General features: G+C 51.2%; 16 protein-coding genes. 5 read left to right on the top strand and 11 right to left on the bottom strand.

The window, feature by feature from the left end; translation table 11 throughout:
- Positions 1–26: 26 nt before the first annotated feature.
- From MKY59_RS08800 to MKY59_RS08790, 3 genes are all read right to left on the bottom strand, one after another.
- Positions 27–1,955 (bottom strand): asparagine synthase-related protein, encoded by a 1,929-nt coding sequence (locus tag MKY59_RS08800; protein ID WP_339277136.1) that lies wholly within the window; start codon positions 1,953–1,955, stop codon positions 27–29.
- Complete coding sequence (locus tag MKY59_RS08795) at positions 1,952–3,178, bottom strand: sulfotransferase (protein WP_339278357.1); 1,227 nt, start codon at positions 3,176–3,178, stop codon at positions 1,952–1,954. The genes MKY59_RS08800 and MKY59_RS08795 overlap by 4 nt, the downstream gene beginning before the upstream one ends.
- Before the next feature lie 381 nt (positions 3,179–3,559).
- Entirely contained in the window at positions 3,560–4,897 is a 1,338-nt protein-coding gene (locus MKY59_RS08790) for an MFS transporter (protein WP_339277134.1), read from the bottom strand.
- Between the two features lie 272 nt (positions 4,898–5,169).
- On the opposite strand from MKY59_RS08790, the gene yhbH reads away from it, so the two are divergent.
- Both yhbH and MKY59_RS08780 read left to right on the top strand, forming a co-directional pair.
- Positions 5,170–6,336: a sporulation protein YhbH gene (yhbH, locus tag MKY59_RS08785; RefSeq protein ID WP_236415859.1), complete on the top strand. Its 1,167-nt coding sequence runs from the start codon at positions 5,170–5,172 to the stop codon at positions 6,334–6,336.
- A gap of 247 nt (positions 6,337–6,583) precedes the next feature.
- Positions 6,584–8,026, top strand: a complete 1,443-nt coding sequence (locus MKY59_RS08780; protein WP_236415860.1) for a SpoVR family protein — start codon at positions 6,584–6,586, stop codon at positions 8,024–8,026.
- A gap of 117 nt (positions 8,027–8,143) precedes the next feature.
- On the opposite strand, the gene MKY59_RS08775 is transcribed toward MKY59_RS08780, so the two are convergent.
- From MKY59_RS08775 to MKY59_RS08760, 4 genes are all read right to left on the bottom strand, one after another.
- Entirely contained in the window at positions 8,144–10,609 is a 2,466-nt protein-coding gene (locus MKY59_RS08775; RefSeq protein ID WP_339277132.1) for an EAL domain-containing protein, read from the bottom strand.
- Between the two features lie 328 nt (positions 10,610–10,937).
- On the bottom strand, positions 10,938–11,942 hold the full coding sequence (locus MKY59_RS08770; RefSeq protein ID WP_236415863.1) for a LacI family DNA-binding transcriptional regulator: 1,005 nt from the start codon (positions 11,940–11,942) through the stop codon (positions 10,938–10,940).
- A gap of 130 nt (positions 11,943–12,072) precedes the next feature.
- Positions 12,073–13,077 (bottom strand): globin-coupled sensor protein, encoded by a 1,005-nt coding sequence (locus MKY59_RS08765; RefSeq protein WP_236415865.1) that lies wholly within the window; start codon positions 13,075–13,077, stop codon positions 12,073–12,075.
- Positions 13,078–13,422: 345 nt separating this feature from the next.
- A complete protein-coding gene (locus MKY59_RS08760; RefSeq protein ID WP_236415866.1) occupies positions 13,423–15,318 on the bottom strand; it encodes a PrkA family serine protein kinase in 1,896 nt (631 codons plus the stop codon).
- A gap of 422 nt (positions 15,319–15,740) precedes the next feature.
- Between MKY59_RS08760 and MKY59_RS08755 the strand changes: the two genes are divergently transcribed.
- Positions 15,741–16,604 carry a DUF2161 family putative PD-(D/E)XK-type phosphodiesterase gene (locus MKY59_RS08755; RefSeq protein WP_236415867.1) on the top strand — a complete coding sequence of 288 codons (864 nt, stop codon included), beginning with the start codon at positions 15,741–15,743 and terminating at the stop codon, positions 16,602–16,604.
- Between the two features lie 102 nt (positions 16,605–16,706).
- Here MKY59_RS08755 and MKY59_RS08750 read toward each other — a convergent pair whose 3' ends face one another.
- From MKY59_RS08750 to MKY59_RS08740, 3 genes are all read right to left on the bottom strand, one after another.
- The gene (locus MKY59_RS08750) at positions 16,707–17,333 is read right to left on the bottom strand and encodes an FMN-dependent NADH-azoreductase (RefSeq protein WP_236415868.1); all 627 of its coding nucleotides are present in this window, start codon (positions 17,331–17,333) and stop codon (positions 16,707–16,709) included.
- A 212-nt stretch (positions 17,334–17,545) separates the two neighbouring features.
- Positions 17,546–18,769, bottom strand: a complete 1,224-nt coding sequence (locus MKY59_RS08745; protein WP_236415869.1) for a PLP-dependent aminotransferase family protein — start codon at positions 18,767–18,769, stop codon at positions 17,546–17,548.
- Between the two features lie 106 nt (positions 18,770–18,875).
- Positions 18,876–19,532, bottom strand: coding sequence for a response regulator transcription factor (locus MKY59_RS08740; protein ID WP_236415870.1), 657 nt, complete (start codon positions 19,530–19,532; stop codon positions 18,876–18,878).
- A 381-nt stretch (positions 19,533–19,913) separates the two neighbouring features.
- Between MKY59_RS08740 and MKY59_RS08735 the strand changes: the two genes are divergently transcribed.
- Positions 19,914–20,324 carry a hypothetical protein gene (locus MKY59_RS08735; protein WP_236415871.1) on the top strand — a complete coding sequence of 137 codons (411 nt, stop codon included), beginning with the start codon at positions 19,914–19,916 and terminating at the stop codon, positions 20,322–20,324.
- Entirely contained in the window at positions 20,321–21,385 is a 1,065-nt protein-coding gene (locus MKY59_RS08730) for a phosphodiester glycosidase family protein (protein WP_339277128.1), read from the top strand. Before MKY59_RS08735 ends, MKY59_RS08730 begins: the two co-directional genes overlap by 4 nt.
- 337 nt (positions 21,386–21,722) lie before the next feature.
- Here the strand turns inward: MKY59_RS08730 and MKY59_RS08725 are convergent, their stop codons facing one another.
- A complete protein-coding gene (locus MKY59_RS08725; protein WP_339277126.1) occupies positions 21,723–25,091 on the bottom strand; it encodes a cellobiose phosphorylase in 3,369 nt (1,122 codons plus the stop codon).
- Positions 25,092–25,124: the final 33 nt, after the last annotated feature.

Below are 25,124 nucleotides of genomic sequence, written 5' to 3'. Positions count from 1 at the left end.
ACCTCCTTTAAAGAATTCACGTTGGTTCAGAACTGGCGCATAAAGCGGTATACAATCAGGCTGTGCATCATCAGCCTCAGATCGGGATGGGAGGCCAGCTCAGGCCGTGGTTCCCCGATGTTCGCCATCGCGGTCCGGATGCGTTCCGTATTCAGAATGCCCGCCACCCTGCTGTCTGTGCATAGATCATGCATCTCGGCGATGAATGCATTCCAATCCGGGATCATGCGGTGCAGCCAGTCGGCAGGCTGTACCCCTCGCACACGCTGATTCAGCCTGACCTTGTCCGGCAGTTCCGGCGAAGTCGCCCGGCGAACCAAGGCCCGGTCCGTGCCATTCCTTACATACTGCTCGATCGGGACAGACAAGCAAAAGCGGACCACCCGTGCATCGCTGGTGGGATCGCGCTCCCATGCCCGATATCGAAGCGAGCATTTGGTAGCTACGGCACCGTTTTTGTTGGCAATCGCCAAATTGTTGAACTTCTGCGCCCTTACCTTGATCGCGTCGGCACGTGCCCCGCCCTGAAGCACGATCAACGTGTTGAGCCGTTCAAGCACTCCCGTTTTTTGCGCAAAGTCCGGGTGAATCATTTGCGGATGGGCAGGTGCCTCGCCTGCTGACGTCTTCTGAAACCAGCTCGGGTACGCTTTGCGTCCCGTAATTTTCGCGATGCGGGTAAACGGCATGCCCGTATGAGCGCTGTATTGCTGCATTTCCCGGATCCAACGGAGCCATCGGCCGTTTTTCAGCAGCCTGGCATAGTAATCCAGGGCAGGCCCCCACGAAATGGTGAAGTTTCCTCTGGCACCTGTCAATAGGACACCCGCATTCTGCAGGCTGGCCTTCTCGTAAAAACCGCGAATCCAGAACGAATTCTCGAAATATTTATATGGCATTTCCATCATTTCAAGCCATGGATCCACTTCGCTGAGCGGGCTTCTGCCCTCAAAATCCAAATAGTTCTCCGCAATGTTTCCGACATGGTCCACGGTAGAACGAATGTATGGTCGTTCGTCGGCCAGCAGTGTTCTGGACGTGTAGTCCTTAAAGTCGGACACGGGCACATAACTATAAGCATTCAGCTGCTTGCCCTGTTTGCGGAGCGTGCCTGAAGCAAACCCGACGACGGCGCCGGAATCAAGCCCTCCGCTTAATGCTGCCGCCACTTGCCGATGGGTTCGCAGACGGGAATCGACGGCTTGGGCAAACACCTCGCGAAAAGCTTCAACATATTCGCCATCGGATTTGAGTCGCAGCGGTTCGACTTCATCCCAGCGGTGATACTGCTTTAAGCTCAACTTTCCCTCATGAAACGTCAACGTGTGTGCCGGGGGAATCTGCTGCACTCCCTGGTATACGGTAGATCCGATATCTGCCGAGTCGAACATCTCGGGGATCGCGAGAAATTCGGACAACCAGGTTTCGTTCAGCTGTTTGCGCACCCCATGCAATCCAAGCAGCGGTCCCATCAACGTACAGAAAGACAAGCGCGGCCCATCCAGTCGGTAATACAACGTCCGCATGCCCATGATGTCCCTCGCGGCAAACAGCTTGCGCTTGCGTTCGTCCCAGATGGCAAACGTAAAATCCCCCAGCAGTTTGCTGGCCACGTCTTCACCCCAGCGACGGTATGCACGAAGGATCAACTCGCTGTCGGATAACCTGTCGAGATCCGCACGCGATAGTTGAAGCTGGTCCGCAAGCTGTTCACGGTTATCGAGGATCGCATCTGCCGTTATGCATAATCCGCTCTCTTCTTCATAGAAAGGAAGCTTTTCAAGAACCGACTCCGGCGTGATCCATTGCGCGTGACAGCTGAAATAAGCTTCATCTCCCTTCCACATTCCGGTGGTATCCACCGGGATGTGTCCAAGGCCCTCGTACAGGCGCCAAGTATCCTCCCAACACGCCTCTCTGCCTCCCGGATGAACAATGCCCGCAATGGCACTCATGGCTTTTCACCCCGCATGCCTCTGCGCTGGGAAGCCCAAGCGCTGATCTGTTGTCCAAACGGCACCCATGCCTTGATGCGCTGTATTTTGCCGTTCGCCGAAGCGAGTTGGGATCTCAACCGATCCCGTTCCCGGTATCCCTGTTCCAGCCTCAGGTCGGCTGCACGAAGAGCGGCTTGCAGCTGCCTGATCGTAGCCAGTGCCTCCAGCCCGGAATCCTCTTTTTCATCCGTTACGGACGAACGTATTGAATTGGTGGCCTCGGCGCTTCGGCTTCCAGTTTGCATACGATATCCTCGCTGCAAGTCCCAGTTTGTAGCTTTGCGGAATTGGTTCGTCAAGCGCTGCACGAGTTCTTCGTCCGGATGCTGTTCATAATGCACGCCCGTCCATCGTTCAGCTGCTTCCAGCTGTTCCGCATATCCCATTCGATGAAAAAGTCCTGCACCGAGAGCACGGCAGTACGTTTCCGTTTCTTGTTTGGTTAATATTTCATTCCAGTTGTTAACAGAATTTTTATGAGCTTCCTGATGCCCGGAGAGATAAGGATCTCCCACACCCATGCTGTAGAACATATCGGACTTGGCACTGTCCAGGAAACGTCCGTATTGCTCCATCCCCTGTTCATAGTCCACGCCAAGGAAATGGCACATTTTTTCAAGTTCTCCCTGCGGGTCGACGACCAGCTGCTCATATTGAATTTCGTAGGCTCCGGCATGTTCTTCCGCGAAATAATCATTTAACCGCATGATGCCCAATGTCAGATCCACGGCCTTCATATTCAACTTGGAGCTGTTCAGACTGCCGATCAGATCGAAGCCTTCGCCTGTCCTGCGATTCACTTTTTTATAGGATGCTGCAATGGAAAGTGGATTGCGTTGGAGGTGAATGCGGCTGGCTTGCGGAAAAAGCCGATCGAGCCATTCAAGCATGCAGTAGTAACGCGGGGATTTGTCAACGACGAGTTCCGCTGAATTTCCTTCCAAGAACCCGTTGTATATTTCCATGGCGAAACTGCGACACGCTCGCTCGAATACTTCTTCGGATACCATGGCGTTATAAAATTGCCGAATGATCGAATGACCGCCGTATGCTCGCGGCTCGTTTGTTGGAAGATCAACCAGGCTCATCAGGAACCACATCTCCTGCGTAGCAAAGATGCGACTGTGATTTTGCAGCATCACGGTTGAAAGCGAGCTTCCGCTTCGAGGGACGCAGAGCAAAAATATAAGTCCGTTTCCTAGAGAGTCTACCAATGGCCCTACTCCTCTCCTCGTTCCGTTAAAACGAAGTTATGTAGTGGCAAAGCTAAGGGGAACGTAAATAATGAGGTGTATCATTAATGAGTTTTCATGATACAAACTGTCTATATCTACACTCTATGATACGATTTGTATCATGTCAATCTTTTATTTTCTCTTTTTCATATTTTCTCTGTTTATCCTGCATTTTTTGACCTTCCTCCCCATGCCCATATATCTTTATTCCTCTCAACCCGTGATTTATGACACCTTCCAACGAAAGAAACCCCGGACACCTGCTCTACAGCGAACAGGCTCCGGAGTTTCTAGAGGTTTGGACATTACACAACATGCCAAGCGAAATCATGTAACGGAACGAGGTTCCGGCGACTGCGGCAAACCGTGCCCCGGCCAGCCGGGCCCATCTTCGCGATCGGCGTTCAGCGCATCCTCCACGCCCTTCTGCACTTTCACGGTCATCAGTACCGCCATGCCTGCGATAAAAAAGAAGAGCAAGGAAAGAATTCCCCAGCGCGCAGAGCCGGTGATTTGGCCAACCCAGCCAAAAACGAACGGACCGAAAATGGAGGCAAATTTGCCCGTAATATTAACGAATCCAAAATACTCCCCGGTTCTACCTGCAGGCATCAGGTTGCTGAACAAAGATCTGGCCGTTGACTGGCTGATTCCCTGCACTACGCCGACCAATCCGGCTAGCATGTAAAAATGGGACGCCTCCTTCATAAAGTAACCGAGAATCACGATGCATACATACACCGACAAACTGATCACCAGTACCTGCTTGGCCCCCCACCGCCTCGCCCATGCACCTAGCAGCAGCGTGCACGGAAAACCGACAAATTGCGTCAGCAGCAAGGCCAGCATCAGATCGGTCGTGCCGATGCCAATGCTCGTTCCATAGATGGTCGCCATCAGGATAATCGTGTTAATGCCATCATTAAAGAACCAGAAGGCGACCAGCATGCGAATCAGCTGTGGAAATTTTCGCATTTGACTGAATGTCCCTCGCAGCCTCGATACGCCCATATTGGCATACCCCATCCAGGAAGAGGGGCGATCCGTGCTTGCAGGCCTGCGGGGAGCATGCCGAAAGATAGGAATGGAAAACAGCAGCCACCATGCTGCCACCGAAATGAAGGCGAGTCTTGTCCCGGCCAGCGTATTTTCCAGTCCAAACCAGCCGGGCTGTTGAATCATCAACAGATTGATCGCCAGCAAAATGCCGCCGCCAATGTAGCCGTAGGCATACCCTTTGGAAGATACCATTTCTCTTTCCCTGATGGGAACAAGGTCGGGCAGCATGGCATCGTAAAAGGTGTTTCCTCCCGCAAAACCGATCGTAGATACAACGAGCAGAATGGAAGCGAACAGCCAGTCTCCCTCACCGACAAGGCTGAAGCCCAACGTAGAAAAAATACCGATCAGCGTAAATACGCGCAAAAAGTCTCCTTTTCTGCCGGACAGGTCCGAAAGCGCCCCCAGCAGCGGAGTCAGCAACGCCACGCACAGCATCCCGACGGAATGGGTATATGCCAGGTAGGATGCGGCCGTGTCCGCATCAAGAGAAGCTGCCGCAACCGAAGCATAGAAGACGGGCAGTACTGCTGCCAATACCGTCGTTGCATATGCCGAATTAGCCCAATCATAGGTGATCCAAGCTCTAACCGCACGTTTGTCCAATGGAAATCCTTCCTTTACATACATCCTCCAATTGTTTCCAATCGGGTAACTCCTTCCATTGTACAGGATGTGCATTTCGTTTGTTCACCGGATTTGTAAAAACATAGCCATCGGATTATTTCTAAAATGTTGCTTCCGATGGGACTATGCATCGTTTTTGCTACAAATGGTTTCATTTTATCTTCCCGCTCATCACATATCGTCCCTGTCCGTGAATATACTTAATTACCGACAGGTCAAACTGTGCCACGTAATTATTGGGGGGTGCCTACATGTCAAATTCACGCCAGCCATACTCGTTCGTTGTTTCCCGGGAGGATTGGTCGCTTCACCGCAAAGGGTACCAGGACCAGCAGCGACACCAGCAAAAAGTGAAAGACGTCATCAAACAAAATCTGCCTGATCTGATCACCGAAGAAAACATCATCATGTCCGATGGACAACAAATCATCAAGGTACCGATCCGCAGTCTGGATGAGTACCGTTTCGTGTATAACTTTCAAAAACAAAAGCATGTAGGCCAAGGGGACGGCGACACCCAAGTCGGCGATGTGATCGGACGCGATCCGGCTGCGCAAAAGCCTGGCAAAGGCGAAAAGGCGGGTGACCAGGCGGGTTACGACATCGTCGAGGCCGAGGTCAGCATCGAAGAGCTGGAGGATATTCTTTTTTCCGAGCTGGAGCTGCCCAACCTGAAACAAAAGGACAAAGACCAAATCGAAACGCACACGGTCGTTTTCAACGATATCCGCAAAAAAGGCATGCAGTCCAACATTGACAAAAAACGCACCATTCTTGAAAACCTTCGCCGCAACGCCACCAGCGGCAATCCGGGCATTCATCACATCAGTCCGGACGACTTGCGCTACAAAACGTGGGAAGACAAAGTCATCCCGCAATCGAATGCCGTCATTATCGCGATGATGGACACGTCAGGTTCCATGGGTTCATTCGAAAAGTACTGCGCCCGCAGCTTTTTCTTCTGGATGACCCGGTTTCTGCGGCGCCAGTATGAAAAAGTAGAGATCGTGTTCCTCGCCCACCATACGGAAGCAAAAGAAGTGACGGAAGAGGAATTTTTCACGCGCGGGGAAAGCGGAGGAACGATCTGCTCCTCCGTATATATGAAAGCACTCGATATCATCGATTCCCGTTACCCGCCTTCAAGCTACAACATCTATCCGTTCCATTTCTCCGATGGAGACAATCTAACCTCCGATAACGAACGATGCGTGAAACTGATTGGCGAGCTGCTGAAGCGCAGCAACATGTTCGGTTACGGCGAAGTCAATCAATATAACCGCAGCAGCACGTTGATGTCGGCCTACCGCCATATCAAACTCGATCATTTCATGTACTACGTCATCAAAGAAAAAGGCGAAGTGTATAAGGCTTTGCGCAGCTTCTTTCATAGACAGGAAAACGGAGTCGCCACGTAAACAAGCAGAGCGGAGCATTCGGATTCTGGCCATTGATTTTCAAGGCCGAACGGCCAATCCCAATCACGCCCCAACAACTATTGTATGCACGGCAATATCCGGCCGTTAATCAAGTGACCCGTGAAGGGTCACTTTTTCGCTAAGCATATCCTGTACGGCTTGTTCATATGATGATGACAACCTTGATTCCCAGGCGTGCAGCCCGTGTGCTGCATTCGGCCGAAAATGCAATCCGAGGAGGTAACCCATGAAGCAGGACGATATTACCGCGCTTGAGCGCTCCATTGCCGAAATTACCGAAATTGCCGCAGGCTTTGGTTTGGATTTCTACCCGATGCGTTACGAAATATGCCCTGCCGACATCATCTATACCTTTGGAGCTTATGGCATGCCTACCCGTTTTAGTCACTGGAGCTTTGGAAAAACGTTTCATAAAATGAAAATGCAGTACGACTTCGGGCTCAGTAAAATATATGAACTCGTCATCAATTCCAACCCTTGTTATGCGTTCCTGCTGGATGGCAACAGCCTGATTCAGAATAAGCTGATCGTTGCGCACGTGCTGGCCCACTGTGATTTTTTCAAAAACAATGCCCGCTTCTCCATGTCCAACCGCAATATGGTCGAAAGCATGGCCGCGACGGCAGACCGAATCAGCAATTATGAGATGGAATACGGTACAGAAGCCGTTGAATCGTTCATCGATGCCGTATTGGCCATCCAAGAGCATGTCGATCCACAATTGATCAAGCCAAGGCATCTGGATAAACAGCGTTATATGGAATTGAAACTGAAAGAGCAGCGCGGAGAGAAACCGCCCAAACCCGAAGGTCCATACGATGATTTGTGGGCCCTCGACGAATCCAAAGCGGAGGTGCCCGCTCCGGAATCCCAGATCCAAGTTCACCACTTTCCGCCTGAACCCGAGAAGGACATCATGTGGTTCATTCAGGAATTTTCCGAGGTGCTGACCGATTGGCAGCGGGATATCATGAGCATGATGCGGGAAGAAATGCTGTATTTCTGGCCGCAGATGGAAACCAAAATCATGAATGAAGGCTGGGCGTCCTATTGGCATCAGCGCATCATCCGCGAAATGGACTTGACCAGCGAGGAGACGATCGAATTCGCCAAGCTGAATTCCTCGGTCGTGCAGCCATCCACCCAAAGCCTGAACCCTTATTATTTGGGGTTGAAAATTTTCGAGGATATCGAACGCCGCTGGGATCATCCCAGCCGCGAGGAACGCGAACGGTTCGGACGTTTGCCGGACCAAGGACGCGCCAAAATATTCGAGGTCCGCGAGCTCGATTCCGATACGTCCTTCATTCGCAACTACATGACCAAACAGCTCACCGAAGATCTGGACTTGTATGTGTTCGAAAAAAAGGGGCCTGAATGGAAAATCACGGACAAATCGTGGGAGAACATTCGGGATCAGCTTGTATTTTCGCGCATTAACGGCGGTTCCCCTTATCTTGTCGTCCAGGATGCCGACTACTTGCGCACAGGCGAGCTTGTGCTCAAGCACCGTTATGAAGGGATTGAGCTTGACCTCAAATACATGGAGCGTACCCTCCCTTACGTGTACCGGTTATGGGGACGTACCGTTCATCTGGAAACCAAGGTGGAGGATAAACCGATCTGGTTTTCCTATGACGGAAAAAAGCATCATCGCAAGTTTATGTAATCGCCGACGAACCGGCTGCGAAGCAGAACCTGGTTGGTACAATGCCAAAAAGGCTGCCCTACAGGGGGCAGCCTTTTGTCACTGGATCAACGCCTGTCGTTTGCCAACCACGCCATGTTACGCTTTGCTGAAATGTTGGCGCAGCGGCATGAAGAAATCATTCTCTACTTCGCTTGCCGGCAGCGGCCGGCTGAAATAATAGCCCTGAATTTCCCGGCAATCGTTCTGCATCAGGAAATCCAGCTGTCCTTTGGTTTCGATGCCTTCCGCAATCACTTCCATATTCAAATGCTGCGCCATCGATATGATGGTGGCCACAATGGCTTGATCGCTCACATTCTCCGTAATGTCCGTCACGAAAGAACGGTCGATCTTCAGTTTATTGATGGGATATTGCTTCAGGTAACTAAGCGAGCTGTAACCCGTGCCGAAATCGTCCAAGCTGATCTTGACGCCGAGCGCCGACAATTCGTTCAGAATGCTGGTCGATACGGATGCATCCATCATCATGCTTTCCGTAATTTCGAGTTCGAGGTAACGAGCCTCCAACCCAGAATCCTCCAGCGCATTTTTGACCAGCTCGAGCAGATTGGCCTGATGGAACTGCTGCGAAGACAAATTGACCGAGACCGGAATGAGCGGCCCCCCGCTCGCGTGCCAGCGCTTCATCTGCTTGCATGCTTCACGCAGCGTCCAATTGCCGATGTCATAGATCATGCCGGTCTCTTCCGCGATCGGAATGAAGACGTCGGGCGTCAGTATTCCTTTCTGCGGATGCTTCCAGCGAATCAACGCCTCTACGCCGATCATGCGACGGTCCGAAGTACGAATCTGAGGCTGGTAATACAGCACCATTTCATCGCGTTCCAGCGCTTTGCGCAAATATCCCTCAAGTTCGATTCGTTCATACAACGCCGAATCCAGCTCGGCCGAATAGAATTTGTAGCCGTTTTTGCCGTTTTTTTTGACCTCGTACATGCTTGTATCAGCATGCTTGAGCAGCATGTCCGCTTCTGTCCCGTGCTCCGGGAACATGGCGATGCCGATACTTGTAGTCACATAGAAGTCATTGTCCTTAAGCCGGTAGGGCAGTTGGATCGCCCGCACGATTCGTTTCGCGAGTTCTTGAACACGATCCGCATGGCCCTGTTCATTTTTGACGACCAACGTAAATTCGTCCCCGCCCATGCGCGCAAGCATGACGTTCTCCATCGCATCGGAATCGAAAGCCTGAATCGCGCCAACAATCCTTGCACTTACGTCCTTCAGAAAAATATCCCCGATGGAATGTCCAAGGGAGTCGTTGATCATTTTGAAACGGTCAATGTCCATAACCATCACCGCAAACGTTTCGCCCGCGGCCTTGTGGGTGGCGATGGCTTCCTCCAGCACTTCGTCCAGCTTGCGCCGGTTCGGCAAGCCAGTAAGCGGATCATGCAAGGCCTGATGGCGAATATGTTCCTGGGCCTGCTTTTCCTTGGTGACGTCTTTGATCAGGATATGGCTGCCCACATGACTCCCCTCAATCAGGACCGGAACTACGGTGATGTGCAGATCGATCAACTGACCATGAAGCCCCTTCATCGTAGCCGTGTAATACTCCTGGCTGCGAGTGCCGTCTTCCCAAGAAATGTCCGCCGGGTCGGACGTCCAGTGGATGTCGATACGCTCTACGATCTCGTCTATGGAGCAATGGATGACATCCTTCTCCAAATATCCCGTAATGCGAGTGACCGCAGAATTGATTCCTTTGATGTACCCTTCGCAATCTACGGAAATAATGGCATCGGCATGATTGTCGTACAAAGCCTGGTACCATTGCTCGTTTTCTTGCAAACGGCGGTCTTTCTGGGAAAAACGCTGGTTAATGATAATGCCGCTTAATGCCAAACCCAGGGTAATGAACGTGCCGATCGCAATCGTGTATCCAAGAAACAACGGTTCGATCCGCAAGCCCGGCACCCCCATGCCTCCCTCCGAAACGTGAAAGTGAGCTGCCGACATACCGGTATAGTGCATGCCCGTAATGCCCAAACCCATGATCAATCCACTACCGAGTTTATACATCCACAGCCGCTTGGAATGGCGTTGGCGAAAAATGAACATGAGCCACAGCGCCGTGAACGAGGCGGCGGCTGCAATCAGGATGGATAACCAGACCTTGGCGGGTTCATAGCTCACTGGAACGGACATCGCCGCCATGCCGACGTAATGCATGCAGCTAATGCCGATCGTCATCGACAAACCTGCAATGGCAATCTGCTTCACATGCCCGCCCTTTCGGCCTGCAATGTGCAGGGCGACTCCGGAGGCCACGACAGCAAATAGAACGGACAACACAACCTTACCCAACGAATAAGAAACGTGATTGGGGAGCACAAAGGCCAGCATGCCGACAAAATGCATCGACCATATGCCAAGCCCCATCGCCATGGCCCCGCAGCCAAGCCAAACCTTTCGGGAGGTTCCTCGGGCCAGACTAACGCGGCCAGCCAAGTCAAGCGCGACGTAAGAAGACAAAACGGCAATAATGTAAGACAAAACGACCAGTTCAATGTTGTACGTTCCGTGTAGGTGCTCCACTCCGTCTTTCCTTTCAACCGGGATCAATCTTGTATGTATGTTTCATGCTTTTCATAGCTAATGAAGCGAATCTTAAAAAAGAAGCGAGTGCACTGTCAGGCGACAGGCACTCCCTTCGCAACAACATCATGGTATTTGCCAGCAAACTCAAACGAAAGCCATACATAGAAGACCCGTTTATCATAATGAGTATAGTCTAAACGTCACAGGGTCGAAAATCAACACTTTTCCCCAGCATTTCGTGTTGAATTGTGTCGCTGATACCTGACGTTTCGTGAACTTCAAGACAAAAGGCACAGCCTCTCGGCCGTGCCCCTTGCGAAGTGTGTCACCCCTGAACGGGTGCCGTCGTCTGGCGAATAACGAGATGGGACGGCTCCGTAACAACCGGAGGCGTATAATCCGGGTTCTCGATCATCGCGATCAAATATTCGATCGATTTGATTCCGATGGAATATATGTTTTGGTTAATGGTTGTGAGTCCGGGTTTGAACACATGCGCATAATACGTATTGTCAAAACCGACGACCGAAATATCCTCGGGAACACGCAGCCCATGCTTTTCGATTTCGTGGATCGCCCCAAAAGCGGACATGTCCGAAGCACATACAATGCCTGTCGGTTGGTCCCTCTGCGCAAGCAAACGCCGGGCCGCCTTGCTTCCACCATCGAAGGAATAATCGCATACTTCCATGTGCACGGTGGAGTACGGCAGTCCGCATTGCCGCAAACCTTCGCGGTATCCCTCCAGGCGCAGATTGGCGACGGCGGGTCCCAGCGTACCCGAAATATACGCAATTTTCCGGTGGCCTAATTCGTACAGATGTTTGACGCTCATCGCAATGGCATTGGCATTGTCGGTCGTAATGTACCCGGCCCGCTTGCCGAACAGGTCGGTGTCAATGAACATCGTCGGAATCTCCGCATGAATCAATTCTTCAATGCTCTTGTTCTCCCTGCCTTCCCCGAATACAACAACGCCGTCCACGTTCCGGCTGCGGCAATGTTTGATAAACGAATACGCAGGGTCCTCAAAACGCGTGGACAACCGGACCAGGTCGTAGCCGCTGTTCTCCAAGGCGGTTTTGATGCCTTCCAGCAGCTCCGACACAAAAGGGTTCGTAAACGGAACCGTCAACAAAACCCCTACCGTCCAAGAGCGGCGCTTCACCAGTCCACGCGCAACTACATTGGGTTGGTATTTTAACAATTCGATCGCCATATTGACTTTTTTGCGCGTTTTGTCACTTACATCGGGATAATCATTCAGCACTTTGGAAACGGTTGCAACAGATACGCCCGCTTCTTTGGCCACATCATGGATAGAAGCCACCTGATCACCTCAACCTCTTTCAAATCCCCTGTCTCAAGCTGCATTCACTGTTACAACGGCAGGTTTGTTTTCCTATTATAGCTCAAATTCCGGAGAAACGGTATAACCGGCTCCAAGCCGGTTCCCGAATCTACTCCTGATGCTGCAACTCACGCAAATCCGCTGCCAAATTCTCCATCGTGGTTGCAAATACGGCAAGTTCCTGCGAACGGAAAGCTTGGCTGCTGGCACCCTGAGCCGTTTGTTCCGACTCTTCGCGTACACGGACCAGCTTTTTCATGATCTGCTCCAGATTGGCCTGAATTTGGCTCTGGGCTTCCCGCGAGCTGGCTGCAAGTTTGCGCACTTCGGCCGCCACCACTTCAAAGCCCCGCCCGAATTCTCCCGCATGCGCGGCTTCGATGGCCGCGTTCAGGCCCACCAAGTGACTCTGGTCAGAGATTTCACGAATCAGCTCACCCATTTTTCCGATCTGATGGATCTCGGCGGTAAGGTCTTCCAACAACCCATGCGCCTGTCTCTGGGAAGCGGCGGTATCTTTGGCCACGTCGGAAATGGCCTGTGCGTTCTCGTTCAGCTCGCTGATCATACCTGTCAGCTGCTGCGTAATTTGCGTAATCGCCTGCAAGGTGTGCTTCTGGTCGTCGGCAAGCCGGCGCAGCCTGTCCTTTTCCCGGATCTCGTAAGCTTCGAGCACGAGCTGTGCGTCCAAATTGAACATTTTGCTAAGGGCCTGAATGACGCGATGCCACATATCGGGAATGACCTGCTGAAAAATGCTTGTGGCAATATCGAGATAAACCATGTATGTACCCAGATAATAGTCGGTAGACAAGCCAATGCGGGAATGCACTTGCCCAATGGCAATCCGTTGGTCGATGTAAGCATCGTCTACGACGCCGTCAGCCATGGAAAGCCAGTACATCCGTTGGGTCTGCTTCAGTCGTTCCACGGAAGAAAACCGTTCCATCAGCTCCATCAGATTCGGATATTTCCCCAGATGGCAATAGAAATGGTCCACCACCTCTTCAACCACTTTCTCAAAGACGGGACGATGCCCGGCAAGCACTTGAAGGTCGCCTGCGGTCAGTCCGATGTAATCTAGTTGTTTCTGTCTTGCTGCACTTGCACTCATAACCAATTCCGTCAGCTCCTTATTGCTTCTGTATCGTCGAACGAATCCACCTGTCAATCCACTTCGACGGTCTTCCTGCTACTCCGCTGCTATGTGAATATTAGCTTCGACGTATAAAACTTCACTTCAAATGTAAATAACTGTATTAATTATAGACGAATCGCCCTAAGTTTACATAAACCTTTAGAACCATTTACACAAAGTTTACGTATATTTTTCTCGATTTTCCCGAAAATACAGTCAAAAAAAGCGGCATTAATAGTAAAAAGGTCCCTGTTGACGCTGTGAAGGAGCATCACAGCTAACCACAGGAACCTTATTCGGAATGGTTATTTTACAATCATCTTACCGATTCAACAGACTGCCCACATAGCGAAGCAGATCGTTGGCGCTGGCCGCCGTATATCCGTGTTCATCAATGAGGCGGCTAATCACCTCATTCATGCGCTTCAGTTGAGTCGCATCCGGTGTTTTGGTCGAAGTCGTGATTTTGACGATATCTTTAAGGTCGGCAAACAGTTTTTTCTCGATGGCTTCGCGCAACCGGTCATGGCTGTTATACTCGAATTTGCGTTTTTTGCGGGAATACGCCGAAATGCGGATCAAAATTTCTTCCCTGAACGCTTTTTTTGCATTTTCGGAAATGCCGATCTGTTCCTCGATCGAACGCATCAAGCGCTCATCCGGGTCGAGTTCCTCATCGGTAAGCGGGTCTCGAATTTTGGTCCAGTTGCAAAAGGCCTCGATATTGTCCAAGTAATTTTCGAACAGCGTCTTGGCCGACTCCTCGAAAGAATAAACGAAAGCCTTCTGCACTTCTTTCTTCGCCAGTTCGTCATATTCCTTCCGTGCCAGCGCGATGTAATTCAGGTAACGCTCCCGCTCTTCCTTCGTGATGGAAGCATGCTGATCCAAACCGTCCTTGATGGCCCGCAAGATGTCCAGCGCGTTAATGCACTGAAGATTTTGTTTAATCAAAGCACTGGAAATCCGGTTGATGACATAGCGCGGATCAATGCCGGACATGCCTTCGTCCAGATATTCGCTTTGCATCTCGCGCAGGTCGGCCTCTTTGTAGCCTTCCACCTCTTCGCCGTCGTACATGCGCATTTTTTTGACCAAGTCCATGCCTTGCTTTTTCGTTTCCTTCAAACGGGTAAGTATGGAAAAAATGGCCGCGGTCCGCAAGGCATGCGGCGCGATATGGACATGCTTCATGTCGCTTTGCTGAATGAGCTTGGCATAAATCTTTTCTTCCTCCGAAACCTTCAGGTTATATGGAATCGGCATCACGATCATCCTGGATTGCAGGGCTTCATTTTTTTTGTTGGCAATGAACGATTTGTATTCGGATTCGTTCGTATGCGCCACAATCATCTCGTCCGCGCTGATCAAGGCAAAGCGCCCTGCCTTGAAATTGCCCTCCTGGGTCAGGGAAAGCAAGTTCCATAGAAATTTTTCGTCGCATTTCAGCATTTCCTGAAACTCCATCAAACCACGATTTGCTTTGTTCAACTCCCCATCGAACCGGTACGCCCGCGGATCCGACTCCGAACCATATTCAGTAATGGTGGAGAAGTCGATGCTTCCCGTCAGATCCGCAATGTCCTGCGATTTCGGATCGGATGGGCTGAACGTTCCGATTCCCACGCGGTTATCTTCGGAAATAAGCACCCGTTCTACCCGCACTTTACTGATGTCATTGTCATATTCGGTACGAAGACGCATTTGGCAGGAGGGGCACAGATTGCCCTCGATGCGCACGCCGATCTCTTTTTCCACCTCTGCCCGGAGCTCAAGCGGGATTAGATGCAGCGGCTCTTCATGCATCGGGCAGCCTTCTATGGCATACACCGCCCCTTTCTCCGTCCGCGAAAACTGTTCCAATCCCCGTTTCAGCAGCGTAACCAGCGTGGATTTACCACCGCTTACCGGTCCCATCAGCAACAGGATGCGTTTGCGTACATCCAGTCTGCGTGCGGCAGAATGGAAGTATTCTTCCACCAGCTTTTCGATGGAACGGTCCAATCCGAAAATTTCCTGTTCGAAAAATTTGTATCGTTTATGTCCATCCACCTCTTCCACGCCATACGATTCGATCATTTGATATACTCGGGCGTGAGCCGTCATTGCCGGGGTTGGGTCTTTTTTTAGCAGTTCGATGTAGTCTTCGAATGTTCCGTTCCATGACAGACGGTCATTCTCTGCCCGATGCTCCGCAACGCGTTCAAAAATATTCATGCTTGGTACCTCCCATGGCTCCTTTAGTGTGATTGACAACCATCCCGAATGGTATGAATAAATCCATAGAATTGCAACTCTTGCTTGAATATCCAAATTCGCGGTCCTGACCTCGGTCCCGCTGCATCTGTGCGGCGTCTTCTTGCTGTAAAAAGTGTATTACATACCTATGCGGCAAACCGGATAAGTTGACCACTTTTTTTAATCTTGAACCGCGAAACTTCACCGTCCGATGCACCAAGACCCCGGCGGCAGTGCCGAAAAAAAATCCGGTTTATGATACTATCAGAGGTATATGTAGTTAAAGCAGGATGTCCTTTGTTCCTGGAAACCAGCGATACGGAGCAATTCGCTTTCCGGGTTCTGCGTGAAACAGAGCCGGACATTGTCAAAAGGGAGATGGCGGAAGGAGTACGTTGATCATGGCAGTGAAATATGAAACGGATCTGTATTCGCCGATCAAGGCATATTTTGAACAACGCGGATTCGTGGTCAAAGCCGAGGTTAGGCACTGTGACCTGGTTGGCATTAGATCAGACTTGGATGAACCGCTGATCGTGGAAATGAAAAAAACGTTTAATCTGTCCCTGCTGCTGCAAGGGATGCAGCGATTGAAGCTAAGCCCCATCGTTTATCTGGCTGTGGAACGAAACCGGAACAAACGCGGCGCGGTGAATCAGCGTTGGGGGGAATTGACGGCACTCTGCAGCCAGCTTGGGCTCGGTCTGATGACCGTGACCTTTTACAAAACCAAAGCTCCGCTTATTGATGTATTGTGCGAGCCCGCGCGTCGGCCGGAAGGAAGTTCAACAGGGGCCGCGCCTTTGTCCAGCCGCAAGGGCGGCATCCGAAGACAACGGCTGATGCGGGAATTCGATGGACGCAGCGGGGACTTCAACGTCGGAGGCAGCACAGGCAAACCGCTCGTGACCGCATACAGGGAAAAGGCGTTGCGCGTGGCGTCGGCGCTGCGGATAGAAGGTGAAGCTTCTCCGGCAGCGTTGGCCCAATTGGCAAACGTGGCTTCTGCCGCATCCATTTTGCAAAAAAACTATTACGGCTGGTTTGAGCGAATACGGCGCGGTAAGTATGGACTTACCATTAAAGGCATTCAAGCATTGACGGAGCATGCGTTCATGCTGGAACCACTCTCTTCATCGGATCCGGAGTCAAGCATGCCCGATCGCGACGCCGTGGAACTGCTGTTCGAGCGGGAAGGACAGGAAGACGTGGAGAAACTTGAACGCATTGCCGAGCTTGTGCAAACCTATATCCCCCGTCCTTGACCTTCAAGCACGGGAGCTGACCCGTCAGTTCCACAAACTTCAAAAGCCGTCGCTCCCTTACGGGAACGACGGCTTTTGAATATGGTCGATAACGGGCTGCAATTAGAATTTTGCTGCAGTTTCAGCAGCCAGTTTCACGCCAGCACCCACGATTTCTTCTGCACGGTCAGGGGATGCATTGTGTCCTTCAACGATCACAACTTCAGGGTGTTTGATGCCCCAGAAGTTCAATACGTTGGTTACGTATTTAACGGACATTTCAGCAGAAGCCATAGGCTCAACGGAATACACGCCGCCACGAGCGTTCAGGATCGCTACTTTTTTGTCGCCAACCAGACCTACCGGACCTTCAGCTGTATATTTAAACATTTTGCCGGCTTGGCTCAGGTAAGAGATGTAGTTTACCAGCGGTGCAGGAACAGTGAAGTTCCAGAGCGGGAATGCAAACACAACTTTGTCTGCAGCCAGGAATTGATCTTGCAGTTCAGCTGCCAGTGCAGCCGCTTTTTTCTCAGCTTCCGTAGCTTCGATGCCGTTAGCCGCTTTGAAGCCGCCAGCGAGAACATCATTGCCGTAGTATGGGAAATTCGCGCTGTACAAGTCCAGCTCGGTAACGGTGTCACCTGGATGTGTTTCTTTGTATGCGCTCAAGAATGCATCGTACAATTTAACGCTGACTGCCTGATCTGCAGGACGGTCATTGGCTTTGATAAAAAGAATATTAGACATGTTCGTTCCTCCGTTATATAAAATAATTCAGTGCCAATGGGTGCACCGGTCTAAACTGCAGCATGATGAACAAAGCCACAACTTATTAATACACATTATATATAAAAATGTTAGTGGATGCAATAACGTAATTACTATCCATATCAACCGCATAAAACGTCCACACGTTCACGGAGAGGCAGAACCCATCTGAAGAAGCAAAGCATGCCCGATCAGTTCCGTGCCGTGAATTCTCCGATCGCTTCGCTGATCAAATTCATGCCGAGCAGAAGCGCATCACGTCCCGGATGGCTAAAGTTTAAACGAATGTAACCCCGATCGGCATCCCCCGTCGAACACAGCGAACCCGGCAAAAAAGATACGCCCTTGGGCAAGGCGGCTTTGAGCAAGGCGACGCTGTCCAGACCATCGGGCAATCGTACCCAGAGATACATTCCTCCTTTTGGAACCGCATAATGCGTCCCCCTCCAACCGGGTCTTTTCAATAGCTCAAGCATCAACTTCAGCCTGGTTTTGTACTCCCGATTGAGCAGGGACAAATGATCGTTCCATTTAAAAGGAGATTGGTCCAGCAGCCGATGCAATAACCGCTGGTTCATGGGACTGGATTGTCCATCCGCAATCCGCTTCACGGAAGCCATGGCTTCAATCAAAGCTGGATGGCCGGCAGCCCAACCGGTACGCAGGGCAGGAGCGACGGTTTTGCTGAACGACCCGATATATAGAACATGTCCACCCTGATCGGCCGTATCCATGGCAAACAGGGAAGGGTAATGACGATAGAAGTCCGAGTTGGACCGTCCATCGAAATGAAGCTCACCGTAAGAGTCATCTTCCACCAACAATACGCCATAACGGGAGCATAGCTCCAATACCGCCTCACGACGCTCCATGCTCCATAACGCCCCCGTCGGATTGGAAAAGCTGGGCGCGGCAAAAAGCAGCTTGGGTTGCGCCTGCTGCATGTGGTGCTCAAGAAGGTCGGGCAATATTCCGTTTTCATCCCCGGTGACCGGAATGATGGTGGCTCCTTGCATTTCCAGAACCTCAAGACAGCCGGGAGACGTTGGATGTTCCACCAACACGGAATCTCCCGGCTCGAGCAGAAGCCTCATAATCAGGTCGATCGCCTGCTGTGTTCCCGTTGTGAGCAAAATTTGCTCAGGGACCGTACGGATGCCTTTACGGCTGTTCCAATCTTGATCCAGCCATTCACGGAGCGGCCTGTAGCCAGCCGGTTCGCCATACTGGAGTGCAGATGGCCCGGAGCTAAAAACAGAGACGGCTGCCTCCTCCAGCAGCTTGAATGGAAATAATTCCTCTGCCGGCAGCTCTTCAGCCAAAGAAATGAAATGATCCCGATCAGACATTTTGCGAATATCCCGAAGCGGGGATGACAACAGTCTGTTCGTACGGGAGGCGAAGAAATATTTCATCAATCCTGTCCCCTTTCATCCTATTCCGAACTATGCTCGCAGTCCGCAGCCCCTACAAGGTATTCCTGGATCATGTTCAATATGACGACCAGACCGTGCCGGATCATCAGGAGATCGTTTTGATCTGCCTTGCATACAGGGCGTAACGCTCTATCGCTTGGGCTCTGCTGCTTACATCCAGCTTAACATAGATTTTTCGCAAGTAATTGTCAATCGAGCGCCGGCTGACATTAATTTCACTGGCTATTTTATCATAAGTTACACCCTGTACAATTCTTTCCATAATAAAAGTTTCCGTTTCCGTCAATGAGGCTGCAAATTCTTTTCCCTCGCCTTCGATCGGCTTGACCCAATCCGTGCTGGCCAGCCACGTCAGCGGAATGGATACGCAGCCTTCCCTCAACCCTGCGATGAGATGGATCAGCTGGCCAGGGGAAGCCTGCTTGGACAGCATCCCGCTTGCGCCTAGTCCCATCAGATGGAGAAATAACTTCACATTGTCTTCATCCGTCAGAATAATGATGTGACTATGAGCCGAACGCGCTTTCATCTGGGTAATAAACGGATCGGCCTGTCCCTCCGGCAGCCTGTAATCCATCAGAACGATATCCGGCTGATGCCGGCTTACCAATTCCAAGCCTTCAGTTCCTGAAGAAGTCATTCCGCGAACGATTAAGTCCTGTTGTTCTTCCAAAATTAATTTGCTGCCCAGCATGCTGGTGGGGTGGATATCGACGATGACCACCTGCCATACTTTTTCCATTTTCCTTCTTCCCCCTGATTATGTATTGGACAAAAGTCGAAATATGTCGAATGAAAAAATCATCGAATACAATCTATCTTTCCATTCCCCTTTTTCTTCCCCGACAAATAACGACCTTCTTTTTTTGTCCACATTTCTTTTCCTTTCCAAACCATTCTAATATAGTATAAATATCCTGCATTTCTAGCTAAAAAAGTCGAAAAACCTGCCCAAACTTCCTACTTATTGCATCTATAAGAAATTGTATCCTAGGACTTCCTTCCGATGCAATCTCTTTTTGCGCTCAACGTTAAAGAACTTCATTTTTGCGTAATCGACAGGCGCATGTTAGAATGAAGATTGGAAATTTTCCTTTATCTTCAGATGACCAGGAGTGATGACATGAACCCCGTAGTGGAGCCTGATGACATCCATCACACCCGGAGCGCCAAAGGTAAAGGCCGAGCTTCTGTTAAACTGTTTCTGGCGTTGTGGATTATATTTATTATCATCGGAGTCCTAGGGACCTATTTTTACAGCAACCACCTTCAGAAACAGATGATTGCGCAGTTGCAGACACATAATCAACAGCAGATCGCGGCGTTAAAAGCAGACTATGAGAAGCAGCTAACAACGATCTCAAAGGAAGTATCCAGCCTGCAAGAGCAGGTACAAGCCTTTAATGAGCTGTTGACCTTTACCAAGGATAATGCAAGCAATAAGACGGATAACAGCAACAAGCTGTACACCCAACTGAGCGAAGTCAAAAAACAACTGGAGACCCTCCAGAAAAAGATGGATCTGCTCAAATGATTACCCACGTTAAACAGGTAAATCGTTTTTTTATGCTTGCACTCGCTCCCTTTATTGGACTTGTTTTATGTCTTTTCTTGTTTCGGCCTGCGGTCGATCCGGGAGACGTGTTGGAAGATGCCTGGGTCAAAGAGAACATTACCCTTCAGACTCAGGCGATTCGCGAAGAGCTTGAGGGTGCCAAGGATACGGCCGTTCAAACTTCTTCTTCCATTAAAAAGACGACCCAGCTTTACAATCAGACAACAAGCGCCATGTCCTCCATCGTACAAACCGCGACCAACCAGGCAGCGCGCCCGGAGTCGATCTATAATCAGCGCATTTCATCCAAACTGGGGACGCCCATCGAACGGGTCAACAGCGATCGGTTGACGATCGAGCTGTACAGGGTTAATCCCGGGACCTATAAAGGTTATGCCATGAAAATTAAGCTGAAGGACCCTTCCGCCATGCAAATGGCTCTGAACAGCGAGCTGGGAAAAGCCGAAACCACCATGCAGGCCGTCAAACGCAGCGGTGCCGTGGCCGGCATTAACGCAGGCGGCTTTGCCGATAGCGGCGGCAAACGTTATCCGCTCAGCACCACGGTCATGGACGGTAAATACGTTACCGGCTTCCAGCCCAGCTTCAAGGACCTGTTCTTTGTCGGATTGAATGATGCAGGCAAGCTGATCGGCGGCAAATTTTTCGACAAAAGTGCACTCGATCGCCTGAAGCCTCAGTTTGGGGCCACATTTGTTCCCGTGCTGCTTCAGGACGGAAAGAAAACTGCCATCCCCGATAAATGGAAGGTATCTCCGAAACGTGCACCCCGGACGGTCATCGGCAACTACAAGGATGACCAGCTGCTCGTCGTCGTCGTCGACGGCTACAACGAAAGCGGCAGTTCCGGAGCGACACTGGAGGAGCTCCAGGCAAGATTGTACAAGCTGGGCGTCATGGATGCCTACAATTTGGATGGAGGCGGCTCGTCCTCCCTTATTTTGAACAATCGGGTCGTCAACCATCCGTCAGATGGTTCACTGAGACCCGTGCCTACCCATTTTTTATTTTACAAATGATCCCTGAAAAGCATTTCTTTTCTCTCCTTTACGGTTATAATAGAAGTAAATGAACATGGTTCAGGGAGGTGGCAGGCATGTCGTTTTCATTGACGTTCTGGATTATTGCAATCGTGCTCGCTTTGTACATGACAGGCATTCTCACTGCAGCCTACAACAATGACAAAACAAAAGGCCTTTGATCGGCCAAGCCTCTCCCCGAGAGGCTTTTTTTCATTTTCATTTTCGGATGATCCTCGTTATTCTCACCAATGCCCCTGTCGAACCTCACGCCAAACAAGGTTTGAAGGAATGTCGCCATTCCCTCAAACCTTGTTGTTTGCAACCGTATGCCGGATCAACTATAGATTTCGATCACGTTGTGGTCCCCCAAGCGCTGCTCAAGCAATTCGCGCGAAATGCGCAATCCGCCTGCTCGGTATGGCTGGTCAATCGTTTCCGCCTCAAGCTTCTGTCCGTGCAGCACCGCGCGTTTGGCGCGAGAACCGCTCAGATGGTAGACAAACGTTACTGGTTTGCCCGCAAATTCGAAGTCAAAGCGCAATCCGTCCAGGTGGGCAGGCAATACCGGGTCGATAATCAGGTCTTCCTCAGCCTGGCGAATGCCCAGCGCGTTCGAAATGAGCTGATTCATATAAATCCCAGGACCGCTGGAATAGATTCTCCAACCACCTTTGACTTGAACTTCACCGGAACGGAGCTTGCCAAATTGCTCCTGTGCGTCATAACGGCTGTTGAATTTGCCGTCAGAGCTGCTGAAGTAAGCATTGCTCTGACGAAGTTCCGCGTTGGGAACGACTTCCTGGATGCCGACCGGATTAATGATGCCCAGTCCGTTCCATACTTCTTCCGCATGTCCCAGCTTCGCCATTGCCTCCACATAACGGATATGCGCGTGCACATACTGCAAGCCTACCTCACGTCCAAAATTGGAGGCCTGCTCTGCCCGTTTAAAATGCGTGCTGACTCCGCCATCATATTGTGCAGGACGATTCATGAGCCTTACCCCATCCGGACAGAACAATTCCTTCTTGATGAGACGATAATGGGCATCCGCCTGCTCGGGTTCCAACAGCCCGGCAATCATGCTGCGCGTCATCGGCAGCAGGCGATACTGGATGCCTGTCTCGCGGTCGTCCGGATGAAGCATACGTTTGGCCTGCTCCGGATCCTCCAGATAGATGAAGCCCGGAATGACATCCGTGCTCAGCATATATTTGGTGAAGTCTCTCTTCACGCCGGCTGCCATATTGGCCAATTCCTCGGCAAGCTCCGGCTTGACCGTCCCCAGCGCTTTGGACAGCTGCGTCAGCGTTTGATACGTCAGTGCCACGGTCCAGCTGCTGACCATGTAGCGTTTAAGCTGGGCATTGGCAGGCTGCAGCGTATCATCCCAATCCCCGTCGCCATAAGAAGACAGGAACGTGTCATGCAGGAAGTGGCTTCGGATATATTCCAGCTCTTTCAATGCGTGCGCCAGAATCGTCGCCTTATCTTCGGTGAAATGGAACCCGTGTTTGACCGTAAACGGCACTTCTTCGTCAAGGATGGCGTAATCCCTCGTTGCTATCAAATAATCGCTTAGCACTTTGAGCGGCCAGACAATGATGTCGCCGTGGCTCTCTTCCTGCTGAATGTTGAAGTACCGGTCAAACATGAACCACTGCGGCCAGTTGCCGTCGTCTTCATATTGGTGGGAATACACCATTTTGAGAATGTCTCGCACCTGTCCGTATTTGTGGGTGGCCATGAAATATTCGACCGGCCCCTGGCAGACGTCGCGTGTCCCCCAAGCCGCGCCGCCATATTGTTCAAGCCCATGCGGCACCGAATAATGTACCAGCATGTTATGCGTGTACCACCAGGCAAGCGCGTTTACCTTGAACAGGTCTTCACCGATGGCTTCATTTGGCAAGGAGAGACGGAACCCGTTCATGACTTCGGCATAAAACGCGCGATACGCTTCCTTTTCTACCTCAAAGCTTCGCATAGAAGGCAGGACGGCTTCGCCTTCCAACACTCCTTCCATAGTGAGCGTCCATTCTGCGGCCGCCCCCAGCTGCAGCGTAATCAGCGAACCGTCTCCCGGATGAACCCCGCTGGCAAGACGTGTCTCATCCCCGATCTTCACTGCCGCTCCGTCCACGCGCATGCGGTACTCGAGATTCGAATATTTTTCCGCGCTTGGGGCAGACGTGTGGGCCTGGATCACCAGCACGCCATCCCGCTCGCTGATCCGGGCAGGTGTTTCGTATTCATTCACGTTCATCGTAATCTGGTTGGTCACCAGATAACGATATTCGCGGCCCTGCACCGATTTCACATGCATGCGGATTTCCGGCGTATCCAATGTGGTGTAGTTGGTCACAACCAGCGTATCCTGTTCTGTTTTGTAGTACCAGCGGGCATAGTTGAAGCCCATTTCGAACAGCGAAGGCATCGTCAGCAAGCGGAACACGCCATCCATCTCGACGTACAAACGCTGGCCGGACGACTTCGGAATGTTGAGTGCGCTGCGGGCATTGCTCATCATTTTATTGAAATTGGTATTGCCCACGACGACGTGCGAATTGAAGATACCATACATGTACGATGTGGTCGTTATGACTTGCTGTCCCAACTTCACGTTGTTGCCGCTCATCAAAATATGCCCGTGCGGACGTTCCACGCGAAGTTCTTTTTCTTTCAATACGACATGTTCATGCGTATCGGTGAAGAATGCCAGCAATCGGCCAGCGGATTGCTCCACCTGGCGTCTGTTTGCTTCCGGGAACAATGCGCCCAGTTCTTCCTCTGTCATCGGCAGCGTGCGCAGCGGCTCGCCCAATGCAGGACTCAAAGACACTGCTGGCAGTGCAGCGGCAGCGCGAAGGCCTTCCAAGATCCGGTGGCGTTTGCCCTCGTATTCCTGCCATGCTTGCTGCACGACGTCTTGATACTCCAACGCCTTGACCGCCTCGGGATGATCCGGCTGGAACAACCCGTAAAATACAAAACGTGCTTCGCCGTTCAATGTCGTTTTGCGCGACTGTAACGCTGTGTACGCAAACTCATACTGATAGATTTCGTTAGCCAACGAAGATTGGGTCAGGCTGACGGGTACGTTTGTTTCTTTGTAGCTCAGCCCGAAAAATTGAAATCCGTCCGTCGAATATGCTGCCGCGCCTGTCAATGAACCCTGCTGCATATAAGGAAACGCGCCGCCCTGCGGCTGATTCTGCCGGGAAGCCACAATGTAACCATAGTCTTCGTGCTCGAAGACGGCATGGTCGATATACTGGGACAGATACGCCTCGTTGCTGCGCACGGCACCGGGATCAGCGAGACCGACATCCTGCCCGTACACGACATCGACGCGCTGTCCTTCGCCCCGAAGCGTGACGTCCCAGAACCACACGCCGTGCCCGGTCGGTGCAAATACAACCTCATACGCAACGCCTTTGGCACGGCCTGTCCACACGATGCCGCTTCCGTCCGAACGGACTGCGCTATTGGCATGAATGCCAAGCAGCGGCACGTAGCTGATCGTTCCATCATCATGGAACCGCAAGTATACATTATTCATGGAGCCGTCCACCGGACTGGACAGCCATTGGTTAATCATCGTCTGCCCGCTCTTGGCCTGGTATAGGTCGCCGCTCTCCCAAAAAGTAAAGTCAAGCTCTCCGGAGCGCACGTTGATCTGTGATTTCGTTATTGTTTTCATATGTCTATTTATTTCCTCCCATGATCATAGCCC

Source organism: Paenibacillus sp. FSL W8-0426 (assembly GCF_037969725.1).
GTDB classification, from domain to species: Bacteria; Bacillota; Bacilli; order Paenibacillales; family Paenibacillaceae; genus Paenibacillus; species Paenibacillus hubeiensis.
Note: the sequence above shows the minus strand (reverse complement) of the source record. Positions and strands in the feature narration are given on the sequence as shown.

Coding starts and splice junctions, on each gene's coding strand:
- MKY59_RS08800 (WP_339277136.1), bottom strand. CDS start 1,955: ATGAGTGCCATTGCGGGCATTGTTCATCCGGGAGGCAGAGAGGCGTGT.
- yhbH (WP_236415859.1), top strand. CDS start 5,170: ATGTCAAATTCACGCCAGCCATACTCGTTCGTTGTTTCCCGGGAGGAT.
- MKY59_RS08780 (WP_236415860.1), top strand. CDS start 6,584: ATGAAGCAGGACGATATTACCGCGCTTGAGCGCTCCATTGCCGAAATT.
- MKY59_RS08765 (WP_236415865.1), bottom strand. CDS start 13,077: ATGAGTGCAAGTGCAGCAAGACAGAAACAACTAGATTACATCGGACTG.
- MKY59_RS08760 (WP_236415866.1), bottom strand. CDS start 15,318: ATGAATATTTTTGAACGCGTTGCGGAGCATCGGGCAGAGAATGACCGT.
- MKY59_RS08755 (WP_236415867.1), top strand. CDS start 15,741: ATGGCAGTGAAATATGAAACGGATCTGTATTCGCCGATCAAGGCATAT.
- MKY59_RS08750 (WP_236415868.1), bottom strand. CDS start 17,333: ATGTCTAATATTCTTTTTATCAAAGCCAATGACCGTCCTGCAGATCAG.
- MKY59_RS08745 (WP_236415869.1), bottom strand. CDS start 18,769: ATGAAATATTTCTTCGCCTCCCGTACGAACAGACTGTTGTCATCCCCG.
- MKY59_RS08740 (WP_236415870.1), bottom strand. CDS start 19,532: ATGGAAAAAGTATGGCAGGTGGTCATCGTCGATATCCACCCCACCAGC.
- MKY59_RS08735 (WP_236415871.1), top strand. CDS start 19,914: ATGAACCCCGTAGTGGAGCCTGATGACATCCATCACACCCGGAGCGCC.
- MKY59_RS08730 (WP_339277128.1), top strand. CDS start 20,321: ATGATTACCCACGTTAAACAGGTAAATCGTTTTTTTATGCTTGCACTC.
- MKY59_RS08725 (WP_339277126.1), bottom strand. CDS start 25,091: ATGAAAACAATAACGAAATCACAGATCAACGTGCGCTCCGGAGAGCTT.